General features: G+C 64.4%; 10 protein-coding genes and 2 pseudogenes. 5 read left to right on the forward strand and 7 right to left on the reverse strand.

Annotation, left to right across the window (positions count from 1 at the left end; translation table 11 throughout):
- Nucleotides 1–189: 189 nt before the first annotated feature.
- The 3 genes and pseudogenes from ABIA35_RS22115 to ABIA35_RS22125 all read right to left on the reverse strand — a co-directional run.
- Nucleotides 190–621 carry a hypothetical protein gene (locus ABIA35_RS22115; RefSeq protein WP_370344478.1) on the reverse strand — a complete coding sequence of 144 codons (432 nt, stop codon included), beginning with the start codon at nucleotides 619–621 and terminating at the stop codon, nucleotides 190–192.
- Nucleotides 622–630: 9 nt separating this feature from the next.
- Nucleotides 631–1,059, reverse strand: a pseudogene (locus ABIA35_RS22120) (IS5/IS1182 family transposase); the annotation flags it as partial.
- Between the two features lie 256 nt (nucleotides 1,060–1,315).
- A pseudogene (locus ABIA35_RS22125) lies at nucleotides 1,316–1,681 on the reverse strand (transposase); the annotation flags it as partial.
- Nucleotides 1,682–2,179: 498 nt separating this feature from the next.
- Between ABIA35_RS22125 and ABIA35_RS22130 the strand changes: the two are divergent.
- Nucleotides 2,180–2,704: a caspase domain-containing protein gene (locus tag ABIA35_RS22130; protein ID WP_370344586.1), complete on the forward strand. Its 525-nt coding sequence runs from the start codon at nucleotides 2,180–2,182 to the stop codon at nucleotides 2,702–2,704.
- Here ABIA35_RS22130 and ABIA35_RS22135 read toward each other — a convergent pair.
- The gene (locus tag ABIA35_RS22135) at nucleotides 2,697–3,815 is read right to left on the reverse strand and encodes an integrase core domain-containing protein (RefSeq protein WP_370344479.1); all 1,119 of its coding nucleotides are present in this window, start codon (nucleotides 3,813–3,815) and stop codon (nucleotides 2,697–2,699) included. The genes ABIA35_RS22130 and ABIA35_RS22135 overlap by 8 nt on opposite strands.
- A 215-nt stretch (nucleotides 3,816–4,030) precedes the next feature.
- On the opposite strand from ABIA35_RS22135, the gene ABIA35_RS22140 reads away from it, so the two are divergent.
- The gene (locus ABIA35_RS22140) at nucleotides 4,031–5,137 is read left to right on the forward strand and encodes a hypothetical protein (protein ID WP_370359150.1); all 1,107 of its coding nucleotides are present in this window, start codon (nucleotides 4,031–4,033) and stop codon (nucleotides 5,135–5,137) included.
- A 268-nt stretch (nucleotides 5,138–5,405) separates the two neighbouring features.
- On the opposite strand, the gene ABIA35_RS22145 is transcribed toward ABIA35_RS22140, so the two are convergent.
- The 3 genes from ABIA35_RS22145 to ABIA35_RS22155 all read right to left on the reverse strand — a co-directional run bounded on the left by ABIA35_RS22145 (nucleotide 5,406) and on the right by ABIA35_RS22155 (nucleotide 11,480).
- Nucleotides 5,406–6,371 (reverse strand): tetratricopeptide repeat protein, encoded by a 966-nt coding sequence (locus ABIA35_RS22145; RefSeq protein ID WP_370344481.1) that lies wholly within the window; start codon nucleotides 6,369–6,371, stop codon nucleotides 5,406–5,408.
- Entirely contained in the window at nucleotides 6,368–10,876 is a 4,509-nt protein-coding gene (locus tag ABIA35_RS22150; protein ID WP_370344482.1) for an AAA family ATPase, read from the reverse strand. Before ABIA35_RS22150 ends, ABIA35_RS22145 begins: the two co-directional genes overlap by 4 nt.
- A gap of 61 nt (nucleotides 10,877–10,937) precedes the next feature.
- On the reverse strand, nucleotides 10,938–11,480 hold the full coding sequence (locus ABIA35_RS22155; RefSeq protein ID WP_370344483.1) for a hypothetical protein: 543 nt from the start codon (nucleotides 11,478–11,480) through the stop codon (nucleotides 10,938–10,940).
- 197 nt (nucleotides 11,481–11,677) lie between these two features.
- Between ABIA35_RS22155 and ABIA35_RS22160 the strand changes: the two genes are divergently transcribed.
- From ABIA35_RS22160 to ABIA35_RS22170, 3 genes are all read left to right on the forward strand, one after another.
- On the forward strand, nucleotides 11,678–13,141 hold the full coding sequence (locus ABIA35_RS22160; RefSeq protein WP_370344484.1) for a helix-turn-helix domain-containing protein: 1,464 nt from the start codon (nucleotides 11,678–11,680) through the stop codon (nucleotides 13,139–13,141).
- Nucleotides 13,142–13,143: 2 nt separating this feature from the next.
- Complete coding sequence (locus tag ABIA35_RS22165) at nucleotides 13,144–13,821, forward strand: TIR domain-containing protein (RefSeq protein WP_370344485.1); 678 nt, start codon at nucleotides 13,144–13,146, stop codon at nucleotides 13,819–13,821.
- 662 nt (nucleotides 13,822–14,483) lie between these two features.
- Nucleotides 14,484–15,686 (forward strand): hypothetical protein, encoded by a 1,203-nt coding sequence (locus ABIA35_RS22170; RefSeq protein WP_370344486.1) that lies wholly within the window; start codon nucleotides 14,484–14,486, stop codon nucleotides 15,684–15,686.
- Nucleotides 15,687–15,704 lie beyond the last annotated feature (18 nt).

Genomic DNA, 15,704 nt, shown 5'->3' on the forward strand with positions numbered 1-15,704 from the left:
AATCCGGACGCGATGACCGCGCGAAACGGACACGGCGGTGATCAGCTGTCGCCGAGTAGTTATGGGCATGACCGGCGGATCGGGCAATCTACGTGTCCGATCCGCCGGATAAGAGATGACATAGTATTGTCAAACGCCCTCTGAGAGAGCTGAAAGCTAGTTGATGCCCGATTCGTCCTTGGGTTGTGGTCAGGAGTGCTGGTCGGCGGTCGTATCGGGGGTGCGGGATCGTGGCACGGCGAACAAGCCGGGTTCTTCTTCGTCAATGAGTCCCGTGCTGACCAGGCGCTTGAGTTTGTAGCGCAGGCTCTCGATGTTCGTGGGCTCGGTGCCGAGGTCCAGGTCGCGGCACAGGTCTCGGGCGCGGCGTGGGGTGTCAGCACCGGCCAGGGCTGTGAGGATGTGCTGGTAGAGGGGGTTGTCGGGCAGACCGGGGTGAGTGGCCGGAGGTTCATCCTCGCCGAGGGCGAGGATGAACTTGCGGGCGGTGGCCAGGTCTGCGGCTTCGGCGTCCAGGTCGCGCAGCCGGTCGGTGAGGTTCTGGATCTGTGCGCGCAGGTCGTCGGCGGCTGTGGCGATCACCTGCTCGCGGACGGCGATCTTCTCCAGGGCGGTGGCCATCGTTGCCTTCTATGTGGTCAGCGCCGGCGGTGTGCGCCAGCTTGGGGTGATCGTGCCGGTCAGCCGGCGGACTATGCGGCGAGACGAGGCCCAGTACACGCGCGATTCGGAGGACTTCGGGTCGACGGTGTACTCGCGTACCAGGTACCGGTCGTAGACCAGGACGCCGTTGGTCTGTTCGACGACGAACCGCTTGGCCTGCGGGACGAACCCGGTCTGTTCGGGGTTGCGGACCACGATCTCCACCTCGATGCCCAGCGATGCGCCATGCTCGACGACCGACTACTTGAAGCCCTGGTCGACCCAGGCCTTGGCGACCGTGGGGGTATCGGCGGCGACCTTGTCCAGCAGCGCCTTGCCGATCGCGTTCTCGTGGACGCCGGCCGCCACGATCACCACCGCGATGATCAGGCCTATGACGTCGACGGCGAGTCCGCGTGGCTAGGGCGGCTTCCCGCAGACCCACCAGGGCGCCTTGAGTCATTACCACTCGGACCTTTACGCGACGGCTCCACGCGAGCCCGAATGACGCCCCGAATCGGGACCACTTTGGTCGGTCGGGCCACGTCGTTGGTGGGTCTGGTTCTGGCCGTCATGGCATTCTCGCAAGTCGCCGCAGCCGCATCGCAACGTCTTGGTGGACGCCGCTCAAGCCGCCTTAGTGGGTCTGCGGGAAGCCGTCCTAGCCACCGCGTTTGCGGCCCGGGACCTTCTTGTTCGCGTCCTTTCCCGTGGTGGTGGCCGGGACGTTCGATGCGGCGTGCAGGCTCGCCGAGTCCAGCACGACCGCGCTCGGGTCCTCTGCACGTCCGGCCCGCTCCCGCACCTGCGCGCGCAGCAGATCATGGAGGATCTTGTCGAAGCCCTCGTTGCGCCAGGTGTAGAAGTAGTACTTCACCGCCGATGCCGGTGGGAAGTCCGCAGGGAGCATGCTCCATGGGCAGCCGGCCCGGTTCTGGTAGAAGATCGCATCGACGATGTCGCGCATCTCGTACTGCCCGTCGTGCCCGCTGACCGACGGGTGCTGTGCTTTGCGAGCGGTGATCACCGGGCCGATCAGCTCTTATTGCCCGTCGGTCGTGTCGCTGGGATAGAGCCTGTCCCTCATCGCGCCAGTCCAGCAGCCGTCCGAGCCGCAGTTGGCTCGAACCGTTCGGCGTCACCGGAACGCGCGACGACAAAAACATGGCGAACCAGCATGAACAGGTACGTCACAATCCCGGACTCAACCCAAGAACGAATTGGGCATAAACTAACTTTCAGCTCTCTCAAGCTCGCGGCCTAACACATCACAACGGGCAACAGAGTCCCACAGGGCTACGACTAGTGAATGACCTGTTGGAGACGGCTGCGACGCTGAAACAAGGCCGGGATCCATTTCAAACCGCCGCGAACAGCTCTTCAGGAGCCGATCGAGATCCGCTCTTGATCAACTTGCGGCATGTAGCCCTTGCCCGCCTTGGCACGGCGTACATTTGGTCTAAGTCGCTCGGGGTGGGCGCCGTCACAGGAGCGCGGAGGTGATGCGGTGCGGCTCCCCGACCCTCGCCGTTCTACAGTGCTGACAATCGGCATGGGCGAGTACTTTGATGACTCGCTGCCTGATCTTCCGACCGTCTTGGCCGGCGCAGAAGCACTTGGTAAGGCCCTGACGAGGCCCTGTATCGGCGCTTTTCCGGCCGAATCGTCAACTCTTCTTCTCAACCCCTCTCTGGCTAAGCTCGAACGTGAGCTCCGCGGTCTCGAAGACTTCGAGGACACCGTCGTACTCTTCTATTCGGGGCACGGGCTGATCGATCCCCGAGGCGAGCTCTACTTGGCCGTCCCCGACACCGATAGCAGCAGGGTGCAAACCACCGCGCTGCCCTACGACCTGGTCCGGCAGACGATGTCACGGTGCCGCGCCAAGAACCGCATCGTTATCCTCGACTGCTGTTTTAGCGGCCGCGCGATCCCTGGCATCATGGCGGCGGGTTCAGACGATGTGTTCGCTGCCCAGGCATCGTTGCGAGGCGTCTACGTCATCACAGCCACCAGTCCGACTGCAGCGGCTATGGCACCCGTTGATGCACGGTTCACCTGAGCGTGCCGAAAACTACGCGACCTGCGTGTATTCGTGGATCACACCCCCCGGCGCGATCATGGCGTCGGACGCGAAAGTCGTCGAGATCGACCACGTTGTCCGGCAGCGGCCGCAGGGGTGCTGCCTGGTTGAGGGTGCGGTGCGGACGGTGCTCGTTGTAGTGGATCTCGTATTCTCGGAGCAGCCGGATCAGGTGCGGCAGATTCCAGATCAAGGTGCGGTCGGTCAGCTCCGCGCGCAGCGAGCGGAACCACCGCTCCATGATCGAGTTCTGGCGGGGTGACCGGATCCCGGTGCGGACCACCTCGACGGCGGCGGCGGTGAAGATGGCGTCGAACGCGGCGCCGAAGGAGGCGTCCCGGTCGTGGATCAGGAACGTCACCTGTGCTCCGGTGTCTTCCAGATCCATCAGCAAGTTGCGGGCCTGCTGCACCACCCAGTCCGACGTGGGGTGCAGGGTGGCTCCGAGGACACGCACACTGCGGGTGGCGTGCTCGATCACTGCCAGCACGTACGCTTTCGATCCGTCGATCAGGTCGACCACCACGAAATCACACGCCAAGATCGCCTCGGCCTGGGAACGCAGAAACTCAGCCCAAGTCGGGCCGGTATCACGGGACGGAGCCGGATCGACGCCCGCGGCCCTGAGGATCTCCCACACCGTCGAGGGAGCCAGGCGGATACCGAGGCCAGCCAGCTCACCGTGGATCCGCCGATACCCCCACGACGGATTCTCCCTGGCCAGCCGCAGCACCAGAGCCTTGATGTCGCGGTGTGTGGCGGGGCGTCCCGGCCCTCGCCGCGAACGTCGCGCCCAGCGACGCCGCAACAGGTCCCGATGCCAACCCAGGAGCGTGCCAGGGGTGACGATCAGCCGGATCCGCGACAGCCGAGTGGCCGGGAGCAACCCGGCCAGCAGCACCAGCCACGCCCGATCAACCCACCTGAGCTTCCGCGCAAGCCGCGGATCCCGACGCTGCGCGACCGCAAGCTGATGACGCAACATCAGGATCTCAACGTCCTTGGCCGTCGAATCACTCACCGACAGACGCATCCACGCGAACAACCGGCTCGCGATCAAACCAACATCAACCCCACGAACCGACATCATCCCAGCTCGCCCCGACTATCGGCACCCTCAGGTTAGCTGGTCACTTATGGCTTGGCTTACGTCGCGTCGCATGGCCGGCCTCGCGGGTCAAAGGCCGCGACATGTCTCATGACGGGTCATCGGCTCGTGTCGAACAGTCAGAGGCTCCGATCCGTCGAGACCGCTGTCGGAGCGAACCGCTACTGTCTGCTCCGCGACGTTTCCTTGGGGGGCTCATGAAATCACCGGGGCTACTCGGCCACCTGGCAACGAGGCTGACCAGCCAGTCAGAGAACTTGGCGACCGAGGCGCTGTGCTACGTGTTGCAAACCTCGGCTGCGGCGACGGCAGGCTTCACGGCGATGCTGCGCAAGGCCGCCGACATCCCTGAGGAATTGCGCTTTGACACGCAGGCGTCGTCCGACGCCGACGCAGGCATCCCAGACATCGTCGGCTACGACGCCGGCGGCGGAACTCGGGTGCTGCTTGAGGCTAAGTTTTGGGCCGGTCTGACGAAGAACCAACCAGTCACATATCTCGAGAGGCTTCCCGCCGTCGGCGATGGCGTGGAGGGACTTCTGCTGGTCGTCACGCCCAGCTTGCGAGTCGACCTTGTATGGGCGGAGCTGCATGAGCGTTGCCTCGCCGCTGGCCTCCAGCTCGGTGGCGCCAGCGGATTCGGGGAGTTCCGATGGATCCATGTGGGCGGCCGCGTACTCGGGATCATCAGTTGGCGGGTCATGCTCGAACATCTCCAAGACGCCGCGACGGCCGGCGACGACTTGGTAGCGCGGGCGAACCTCGGGCAAATCGCTGGGCTGTGTGAACTCATGGACGCTGAGGCGTTCATACCGCTTGGGCCGGAGGAACTGTCCGGTGCGCTACCGAGAAGGCTTGTCCAGTACGATGGCATCCTTTCCAAGGTCGTCGACAGGCTGATATCCGACGGGACGGCGAAGTCGAAGGCGGCGAACGGCACTGGGCTCGGCCGCAGCGCCGGAACGATGTGGTGGGGCCGCTCCTTCGCCATTAGCGGAGTGACGTGCCTGCTGAGCATAGACGCGCAACTGTGGGGGTATCGGCGATACACCCCGTTTTGGCTCCGAATCGGGTATCTCCAGCCGTCTCGGACAGACCGGGTCCTGGACCGTTTGAATGAACTCCAAACCGATGCGGAGCGCGTGGTGATTGTCGGCAAGGGCGATATCTTTGTCGCAATTGACACCCCGACCGGCGTCGAAGAGGCGACGGTGGTCGAGTCCATGGTTGCACAAATCGTAAGGATCAAAGACCTTCTGAAGCCGTTAGACGCCTCAGGTGGCCCTGTCATGGGCGCTGTGTGAGCGCGATGTGAACAGATCTCGCGAAACTGCCGACAACAATCACCGGTCAGCGGTTGATTGAGGACGTTTGGGCCGAGTGGGGCCGGTCGCTGAGGAGATTGGCGCCCGGATCAGGCAAGTGCAACTTTGCGCTAATCATCATGCCTTATGAATCGTGTGATCTTTGCGAGATCCAGTGAAGGCTGCAGATCATCCCGTATCCGGCGCCGCATTCGACCATATTCGCGCAGCAACGGCTCTATAGCAGGGTTCTTGACCCACACGGGCATCATGGACCAGAGTTGCCCTCGATGGCGTCCGCCTCCTCGGCGCGGCCGAGGGCTCGAAGGTCTCGTATCAGCCGTCGGCGGGTCGATCCAGTCGCCGAATGCCGCTTGCCGACGAGGCGCTCGAATCGCGAGAGCAGTTCTTTGTCGATGGCGAGCGCCTCTTCATAATCGCCGAGCTTGTGCAGGACCTCGGCGACGTTCTTCGCCGTGTACATCGTCGTCAGGCTGTCAGCGCCGTCCTTCACCGTGCGCCGCTGCAGGACGTCCCGAAACACCGCGAGCGACAGTCGATGATCATCGAGCCCGTACAGGCTGCCGGCGAGATTCTCCGTCGCTAGCAATGTTGTTTCGTGGTCCTTGCTGAGTGCGAGGTCACACCGCCTGACCGTGCCCTCGTTCTGCCGTAGGGCGTCGTGGAAGTCGCCGGCGGCGTTGAGGCACGCCCCCAGGTTGGCGGCGGCGAGCAAGGTGGCGGGGTCCTCGGCGCCGCGAGCCTCTGTGCGCGCGCGGAGCACTGTTTCGAGCAAGGTTCTGGCCTGCTGCAACTCCGACAGTCCGTGGTGGCACGCAGCCAGGCGCTCGGTGACGTCGATGGTGGACGGATGGGATTTGCCGAGTTCGGCAGTCCAAGCCTGGAGAATCTCGGTTGCCAAGATCTTGCCGAGGCTCGCGTTCTCGGCTGCGTACAGGTAACAAAGGATTCGTATTAAGAGGGTGCGGAAGGCCGAAGGGGTGCTGATCGGTACGCCCGCCTCACGCAGGTAGCCGAGCAGGGTCTGCACATCCGAGGTGAGCAGCCGGTACGACTCCCACGTGGCAGGATCTTCGGGCTCGCCGGGGGCCAGCGCCGCGAGTCGGTCACGGGCAGCGCGACATGCCTGGGCCGGGTCGCCGCGATCAGCCCTGATGAGGGCGACCACGTCGGCATGTGCCCTGCGTGTCGCCTTGATGCCGGACGTCGTCATGCGCGACCACCCGCCAATGCGGGAGCTGTTGCGATGAGCTGCGCGAGGTTGACCCCGCCGACCACATCGGGCGGCGCGCCCCCGAGCGATGTGCAGTCCCGGCCGCGGGAGATGGCCGAAGCCAGAGCTCCCGCGGCGTTGACGCCCAGCACATCTGTCAATGCTTCTGCGGCGTACTCCAGCATGGCTGTCGCACGCATCCATGCAGCTGAATAGAGTGCGCGCAGAGCCACATCAGGGTTCCGATAAAGAAGTAAGGGAAAGAGGCGACTTATGACGTCACTGGGGATTCTCGCCTCGTCCTTCGACGCGGCTTCACAACGTTCTGCCTCGTGAAGCAGCTCGACCGGATCCACCACGCCACCGAGCAGAGGCGAGGTGGCCAGGATGACCAGGGTGTCCAGGCGACGTGCCGGGGTGATCTCCCGGGTCGCCGCGATGATCTCGGAGCACAGCTCGACGAGTTCGTGTTCGCACGCCGGCTTCACTTCCGCCGCAAAAGCAACGAGGCCGGCCGCCGCGGGCAATGGCCCTTTGCCGACCATGGCGCGTATCCGCCGCACGAAGGCGGGAGGCAGCGACGCCCCCGGCGTCGGACGAAGCAGGTCCACGGCAGCCGCGTAGACGGGCTCGCTCAGTTGGAGATTCCCCAGCGAGGAACGGTATCCAGGAATCTGCTGAGAGAGAAGGTATTCCTGATAAGCAGCTGCCGCTCGCGTGCATTCGGCCAGCAGTTCGGAACTGTCCGGATATCGTGAGAGGCTGAGGGCATGCAGGTGCATCTCCCTGAATCCCTGCTGGTGTGGACGGAGCACGGGAAGCTCACCACGTCGAATCGCGGCGTATGTCTCGGATGACCAGAGCGTCACAGTCATCAGATGCGCGTGGGACAGGTACCTGAGCCCCTGAATCGCTTCCTTGTCTTGCGGCCGGCAACCCAGTGAAGAAACCGCGAGTTCAAACCTGACTCGGTGGTCTGGGCGCAGATAGGCCGTCACTCCGCGGTCCTCGATATCGCCGCCATGAACGTTCCAGCGATATTCCGGCACCTTCGGCAACTCGCGATCTATCTCCTGCGACAGGGTGTCGGTCTCGGGGCCGTGGCTGGCGTCGGAGCGGTGCGCAAGCCGGTGCAGCCTTGCCAGCCCTATGAGGCGCTCCGGCGGGTCCTCGATCGCTCGTACCACTGCCAGTGCCACGGAATCATCCTTTGCCCACAAGCGTTCGGCGAGCGCCCGCACCGCCGCGGCCAGCGAAGGAGGGCTGTTGGGCCTGGTGCGAATCATGTCGACCGGGTCGCGGAAGAAGTGCCGCTTCGCATTGATGAGCCACTCTTGGCTGAGATCCGAAAGTGCCGCGATCCTGAGTACGCCACTCGGCGTGGCCGGTTTCGAGTCAAGGACCGGTCCAGGTGACGATCGCTCAAGAAAGAAGTGGATATAGCCCTCATCGACACCGCTTGCAGACATCGCCCCGGGGCGTGTCGCGTGGCCCAGTGCGTCCTCGAGGATGGCCGTCGCTTCGGCGGTCTCGCCGCGGTCCAGATGGAGATGAGCGATGTCGGCGAGGAATGAGTAACGGTCGTATTCGGAGAATTGTTGGGCACCGTCGGCCGTGGCCAAGTCAAGCTGTCTGAGCCTGATCGAGGTTTCGTGGTCCCGCCATCGGGTGTTGCGCAGTTCTCTGGCCACTTGCGCGGCCCTGGCAAGGTCGTAGTCGGCCAGCAACTTGGCCACGGACCCCAGACTGTGTCGCCGCCTCGAAACGTCCATGGATTCATCGCTGGCACGCGGAGCAGGTATCTCGTCGTATATCTGGCCTATGAGCTGGAGCGCCTTCTCATGGTTCAGCTCCCCCAGCGCCGACTCCACTCTCAACTGCCGCCAGGCATCGGTACTCTTGGGACGGTATCGATCGATGAGAGCCTGGGCCCGGCGCGGGGATCCGAATCTCCTCCAGAGTCGGGCACCGTCCAGACACGCGTCACCGGAACCGATTGAGCTCACGTCCATTCGCGCGAGCAGGAAGCGAGCGGTCGTCTGATCCACGTCGGCGAGTTCTGTAGCCGTCCTGGCCAGGCACCCGAGGAGATCCTCGAACATGCCGCCGTTCCAGCGCTCTTTGCGGACGTCCTCGTCGTCGACCTCGAACACCTCGGCCCGGACGGCTGCCAGAAGCCGCTGACTCATCACGGGGTCACGCTCCGACCACGCGACGGCCAAGCGCGCGTATCCGACCAGGCGAGCCGCCGCGCCAGCCGTCTGCAGGTCGGCCTCCGATTTGCGCAGCAACTCCGGCGCTTTGTCCGCTTCAGCACGTACCGCCAAATCTAGGTAGTCCTGCCAGCGCTCCCCGCAGATTCGGCCGATGAGCGCACAGGCCTTGTCTGTGTCGGATTCGACACGTGCGGCGGCCCGGTACAGCGCATCTGGTTCCCGCTGATCAAGTTCGTCGCTATGCGAACCTGTTAGGCCGTGCCGCCACAGACGCAGTGCGCGGTCCAGATCAAAGGGTGCAAGTACCATTGCGGCAGACTGGATCGCATAAAGGCGCACATTCGTTCGATGAAAGCGTGGGCTGAGATCTTCCGGAACCGTCAAAGCCGTCTCGACCAGCAGCTCACGCAGTTCTCCGCGCGAGCGTTCACCAGGGCCGGGATCCGCGTGCCGCCAGATCTCCGCCATCGCGACGAACTGATGCACCGACGGCCCGATCCCGGCCACGTGTTCGAGCGCCGCGCTGAGCCGGCCCATCCGGGCCATCAGCCCTACGACCTTGGGTGCCAGGGCACTACTGGACCGGCCGGCTTCTTCGCGTACTGTCCGGAGATACATCACTTTGGGCAGTCCGATTGTCGGCGACTCCGACTCGGCGACGTGGTCCGCGACACGATCGACGGCGTTGAGGAAGTTGCCGGCCGCACCGAACTCTCGCACGATCGCTCGCAACAGTCCCGGGCAGACGAGGTCGACAGCTTGGCTGGACACCTGCCGACGGGAGCTCAGGACGTGCTCGGGAAGATAGGTCAGGCCGTACCGGTCCATCGTCGACCATTCCGCCTCGGCCCAGGTGGCAGCCGACCCACGGTAGTGGCGCGCTATCCGCTCGTGCCACTCGAGCGGATCAAGCCAGCAATCGGGATGTTTGTCCCGGGCAAGCGCCCCGGTGAGGAACTCTCCGACAGAAGCATGGAAGAGAGCGACCCGCTCGCCGCGCCAGTAAAGCAGCCAGCGAAGGCGTGCAAGGACGTTGCGGACGGAGCGCGGCCACACCCGCGCTTCGATCAGCCGCAAGAGCTGATCCTCCGTCAGCGGCTCCCGCGCTACTGTGAGGACGCCGAGGATCGGCTGCCCGACCCCCTCCCACGCGGACGTGAACCGGTCAGCCGCGCCGATCGGGTCCTGGATATCGAGCAGCCCGAGCCGGTCGATCTCGACCCGGGCCAGTTCGACAAAGAACCCGTAGATGCCGGCCAGCGTCTGCGGCACATCCTCAAGGGTGAAAAGCTGGTCCACCAGACTGGCGTCGCCGGCCTGAATGGCTCCCCTCAAGGCACGAACATAGCTGGCCAGGTACAGGAAGTTCCCATCGGCGCGGCGGGCCGCCTGGCGCAGGAACTGATCGGGGAACAGCCCCCGAGCGTGCGCTTCCCCGGCAACTTCGGCGGTGGTGAGAGTCTTCTCCGCGTACGAGATCAAGTCGTCAGTCACCTGGCGGTCACCGGTATCGACGAAGATCTCCTTGATCTGGTCCTCACGCCCGGCCCGCAGGAGCCCGAGCGCCGACTGCGGCCTTGACGTCACCACCATCTTGACGTTCGGCGGCAACCGCGGCCCGGTCGCCAGCCATTCCAGGAGCCGGGTGTCGCGATCGGCTCTGGAAGCCTCGTCGAGCGCGTCCAGCAGAATGACGACCCCCGGGCCGTTCGGGTCCGCCTCGGTCAGGACAGCGGCCGGGCCGAACAGGGCGAGATGGGCCAGATTATCCGGCTCAAGCAAGCGGGGTTCAAGATGCGCGACGCCGATCTCGACACCAATGAGCTCCCCGGCGAGCTTCTCCACCTGCTGCTCGACCTCGACCGTCAACCGAGCGGTCCGGTAGAACGGCGAGACTGTCAGGTCCGCGATTCGGATCCCGGTGGCGCTTCCCTGTTCCTCGATATCGCCAAAGCGCTGTCGAACCGTCATCCCAAGAGCGGACGGCTCATAAAGCTGCGGTTGTTGACCGGCGAGCTGGTGTCCGATGGACAACAGGAATGACGAGATGTCACCCGCCGCGTGAGCTCCTCTGTCCTCCGCACCGACGAAGTAGCGCAGCCAGTCCGAATGGGTCCTCGCCAAGCCCGCCATCAGGCTGGTCTTTCCCGTACCGGGCTCCCCCGTGACCAACACGATGCCGACGCCTGGCTGGTCCAGCGCGTGCTCGATGGCGGCCGTCAGCCAGACCCGCTCGACGAAATCTCCCCCGGTACGCTCAAGCACCAAGTCTTCGAAGGCTCTTTCCATGAGTCAGTCCCCGCTGCCAAGATCCACGCTGATGGGTCCCTATTTCTGCCAGAGCCGCTCCTCAGCCGAGGCTGTCCAAGCGGGCTGCCACGGCCTCGCCGCCGGAATGAACGGTTCCGATCTTCTGCTCGACAGTGCCGTCGGCTTCGCGGCCCACATGACCGGCCCACAGCGCTGTCACGCTGCCATAGACGTCGTCAGCCTCCTGCACGACGTGAAGCCCACCAGTCAGCCGGTCATCGAGGCCGGCCGTGAACCGTTGCCCGAAGACGGCTTCGAGCACGCTGATCAGCTCGGCCACCTCCGCACGCAGCCGCGGATCACCGGGGTCGAGTTCGTGCCCCCGGTGGTGCGCGAGGCGTTCGTTGAGTTCTTGCAGCTCGGAGAGCCGGTGCTGCACGACATCGGGGCGGACGATCAACGGGGTCGTGAGTGCGTCGAGGATCCCAGGCGCCTGGTCCGCCGGCACGGCGATGGGTTCTGAGAGCCTGCCGTCCCGATGCCGCTGGAGTATCTCGTCCAGCTGGCCGTAGAGGAAGCCGAAGCCCTGCGTTATGAACGCGGCCATCAAGCCGGAAGTGGCCAATGCATCGGCGTTGTCCATCGTTTCCCTCCAAACTGCGTGAAACGACTTCGAGCCTGGATATGGTTCCCGGCTCCTCCAGCACGCCGATGCTAAAACCACGCGGAGCGCCCTCATAGGGTTGCCTGTTCCCACACGGGTGTTGCCTGTTTCATCCTGACCTCGGCTTCGGCTTGAACGGCTCCCACGCCGTTCGGCGCACCAGTACCTTAATAAGTGTGGTGACGGGCGAAACGCTACGCGCGATTCGAGACGCTGCCGGCGTCAGCCTGGGGCAGTTGGTGAAGCTCAGCGACTACAGCAAGGGCCACCTAAGCAGGGTTGAGAACGGGCTACGACCCGCTTCGCCGCGCTTGGTGCGGCTGTACGAATCGCTCTCGGCACGATCGGTCGAGTTTGTTGTCTGGGGACCTGCGCTGCCGTCCACGGCAGCCCATGCGGTTGCGGCCACTGTAGAGAGCTACGGCGGCGAGATCCGGCGAGCACGGATCAAACACGCACTGTCCTTGCGGAGGCTGGCCGAGCTATCCGGGATTTCCCACACCTACATCTGCAAGATCGAGACAGGCCAGATCCTGGGAAGCCCGTATGTCGCTTCAAGGCTCGACAACACTTTGCGCCAGCAGGGAAGCCTTTCCGACCTTTACCAGCGCGAGGCACGTCTGGCACCTGACACGTTCCAGATCCCGGAGCCGTCGATCTTGTCCGCCGCGGTGTCTCAGCGCTCGCCGGACGATACCGAAGCCACTCTGGCATCCGCGCGGTTGGAGACTCTGCGAGCGTACCGCCACCTGCAAGGACCTCATTCCGTACTCCCCCAAGTCGTCTCACAGCTCGTCGGCTTGCACGCCGCGGCCGCGGTGGCTTCACCGAGCCGAGCCGCGTCGATCCGGAATGTCGAAGCCCGGCTAGCGGAATACCTCAGCTGGCTGGCCGAGGAGGTGTCCGACATGGACGCCATGCGCAGCTGGATGGCAGTGGCTGTGCAGCTCGGCCGCGAAGGTGGTGACAGACGGGTCGCCCAGTACGTAGCGATCCGTCGATCGGCAACCGCACTTCGCGTTGGCGCCTCGACTGATGCGGTCGCATGGACCCGACAGGTGCTGTCGGACTCTAGCTTGACGTTGAGGCTCCGAAGGATCGCGCTGCATCACGAAGCCAAGGCACACGCCAAGCGTGGTGACCACAAGGCTTTCCGCAGCACAATGGACGCCTATTACGCACTGCCCGATGAATCCGACGTCCCGCCGAGCGGTGATTGGGAGTGGGGTCCACCGCCAGATTCACAGGTAACGTCATCGGGTCTGGCCGAGGCCACCGGGCTGATGGAGTTGGGCGACTACCGTGCAGCGGCGCTGCTGTTCGCCACGGCGCTGCCGTCCGCATCAGTCGCCGACCAAAGCCTCTCACCGCTCGCTCGTAACACGAATGTCCGGTTCGCAATCCGCGAAGCCATCACATACGCGCATATCAACGAATGCGACCGCGCGGCTGATGTCATCGAGTCCCTCCTGCCCGCAATCGCACCGGCCTCATCAACCGTCGTCCGCCAGGATCTGCGGCGTCTGGCATCGATCATCGCCCGGCGGCGGACACCTCGCCTCCAGGCCCTCGCTCCGGACGTCGTTACGCTGGCAAGGTCGAGGCAGCCAAGAACCCGCGTCCGCCGAACAGGGGCTTAACCGTGTCTGACCACGCACCTGTCATCTTCATCAGTTACCGCGGCAGCGACGAGCCCTGGGCCCCGGATGTCCTATACCAAGGCCTAGCCGCGGCCTTCGGCCCCGAGGCTGTGTTCAAGGCCGGATACGACCTGCGCGCCGGCGATGACTATCCACCGGTCCTTGAGCGGATGGCGGCCTCCTGCCGCATCATGCTGGTGTGCATCGGCCCGCGCTGGCTGACTGCGGCCAACGCGGCTGGCACCCGACGCCTCCAGGAGAAGGACGACTGGGTACGCCGGGAGATTGAGCTCGCGCTCCGCTCAGACAACCACGTCATCCCACTACTGATGGGCAACCGTGACGAAGTTGTCGTGCCGGCACCCGAGGAACTGCCCGCCGATATCGCACCGCTGGTTCAGCGCCAAGCGTTCCGCCTGGAGCCGGGCGGACGACTGCGCGTGACGCTGCCGGACCTCGCCCAGAGGCTGTGCGAACTGGTGCCCGCGCTGGCGACACCGAAACCCGTCGCCGCGACCATGTCGGTGACGCAGCGAGTCGGGACGCTGGCAGGTAGGGCGACGTTGGTACGCGCGCCCGAGGAATTCGTGAGCCAAGGCGACTTCGCTCAGGAAATCGACTCGGTAAGCGAGACCGGCGATGCGATCGCCCTGGATCTGCTTCGGACGGAAGGAAGCTGACTGACAGGTGGGCTTGTAGCGTTCACCTCCGATACCTGGATAGCGGGCGTTGGAGTTCCTGACCTCCATGAGCGTGCTCATCCGATGGATCGATGACTGCACAGTCGACGCCCTTCAGGCGGCTGCCCGATAATGGAAGGCGAGTTGGGGGACGGTTGGGGGACGGCAGTAGTGGTACCGTCCGGCCTCCGTGCGGCATGACCTGACATTGCGCCGACTGGGGAATCGGGCTAGATTGGCCTAAACCAGCTTGAAGTGATCTGAAACTCTATACCAGAGCCTTTATATTCGTGGCCTACGGATCAGAAGGTTAGGGGTTCGAATCCCTTCGTGCGCACTCGCTAAAGCGCTAACCCCAGGTCTATGACCTGGGGTTTTGTGTTTCCCGGGCTCGTCTACTCGACTCGAGTCGAGGCTTAAAGTCGTCGAAATCGGGCCGTGTGATGACGATGTGATGACGGCCGTACGGAGTCCGTGTGCTGACGGGCTGTTTCTCGCCGTGCCGACGTATCACTTCCCGTTCAGAAGTCCGGGTGGTCATCACCGGTTCGAGTGCCGGATGTTCTGACTTTTCCGGTCCCAGGCGTAGCGTCCGTAGTGGGGTGGCACTATCCAAGGCGGGTCGAGTCGAACTGTTGGAGGCCACATTGACCAGGTACGCAGTGGATACCGAACGCTCGACGCTGATCGGGTCGTATCCCACCGGCACTGGTGACGCGGCATTCACGGTGGCGGCGCTACCGCCAGGAACGGCGGTGGACGCGACCCTGTGGGTGGCGGCACGGCTGGATGGGCTGTCACGGGCGCTGTGGCGCAGCTATACGCATCCGGCTGCGGCAGCCGGCGACGACCTGAGCGACAACACCGAAGGCTGGCGTCGACAGAGCGAGCGTGAAGAGTTCGACCAAGTGCTGACCGCGGTCGAAAAACCGAACCTGCCGGATAAGGACGGCTCGGTCATCGTGGAGTACAGCGCAGTTGCGGAGAGCGCGCACCGGCTGGGCCGGGCGCTACACGCGGTCGGCGACGAGAACTTTGCCGCAGCGGTGCGTAGGGAAGTCGCCACCGAAATCGGAGCGGTAACCCAGGCCGAGTTGGGGGATCTCTCCGGTAGGGCAGTGCAGGCGGTGGTGCTGTCACGGACTTCTGCCTCGCCGGTGCAGGTAACTGCCGCTGACGCACTGCTTCGCGAAGAGCCGCTGGGTAGGCCGGAGCTTTTTACCACGGTGGATCCGACATCGGCGGCAGTGGCCGCAGCCCATTGGCTGCACGCAGCGGCCACCGTGGCAGCCGCCGCCTCCGGCTTCGACGTGACGCAGGTGGTGGCAGCAGCCGACGACATCGAAGACATGCCGTTCGCCACCCCGACCATGGTCCTGGAGATGATGCACGCCGGAGCAAGCCCCCACGAGGCCGTCACCGCACTGATCGGCGAGGCCATGGACATTGCCGAGGGCAAGATCCCGAACCTGGCCGGGCTGATGCAAGCGCTCACCGAGGCGGCTGAAAATGCTGACGACGGCAACGGCGACGCACTGGAGATGCTGCTCGGCCAGATCCGCACCACACCGCTGGACACCTCCCGGCCCGCACCGGATCTGCTAGAGGACCTGCTGACCGGGATCTATGCCTGCGCGCTGCTGTATCGGGAATACGGGTCGGATACCGACGATGAGGAGAACGTCGAAGCGTTCAGTCTCGATGAGATCGACGACGTGGTCAGCGCCGTGCTGGGCGAAGATGGCTCCGACTCCGACGACGATGAATACGAAGACGAGGATTCTGACTGGCCCGAGCTGGCGTCGCCCAGGTTCCTGGCCGCAGTGCGCGCACAGGCTGCAGCCACGGCCGACCGCCTGGTGTGATACGCGTCAGGACTTATA

The sequence above is a fragment of the Catenulispora sp. MAP12-49 genome, from assembly GCF_041262705.1.
Lineage (GTDB): Bacteria > Actinomycetota > Actinomycetes > Streptomycetales > Catenulisporaceae > Catenulispora.

Bases quoted from the DNA above. Each gene is read 5' to 3' on its own strand.
- ABIA35_RS22115 (WP_370344478.1), bottom strand. From the start codon at position 621: ATGGCCACCGCCCTGGAGAAGATCGCCGTCCGCGAGCAGGTGATCGCC.
- ABIA35_RS22135 (WP_370344479.1), bottom strand. From the start codon at position 3,815: ATGATGTCGGTTCGTGGGGTTGATGTTGGTTTGATCGCGAGCCGGTTG.
- ABIA35_RS22140 (WP_370359150.1), top strand. From the start codon at position 4,031: ATGAAATCACCGGGGCTACTCGGCCACCTGGCAACGAGGCTGACCAGC.
- ABIA35_RS22145 (WP_370344481.1), bottom strand. From the start codon at position 6,371: ATGACGACGTCCGGCATCAAGGCGACACGCAGGGCACATGCCGACGTG.
- ABIA35_RS22150 (WP_370344482.1), bottom strand. From the start codon at position 10,876: ATGGAAAGAGCCTTCGAAGACTTGGTGCTTGAGCGTACCGGGGGAGAT.
- ABIA35_RS22155 (WP_370344483.1), bottom strand. From the start codon at position 11,480: ATGGACAACGCCGATGCATTGGCCACTTCCGGCTTGATGGCCGCGTTC.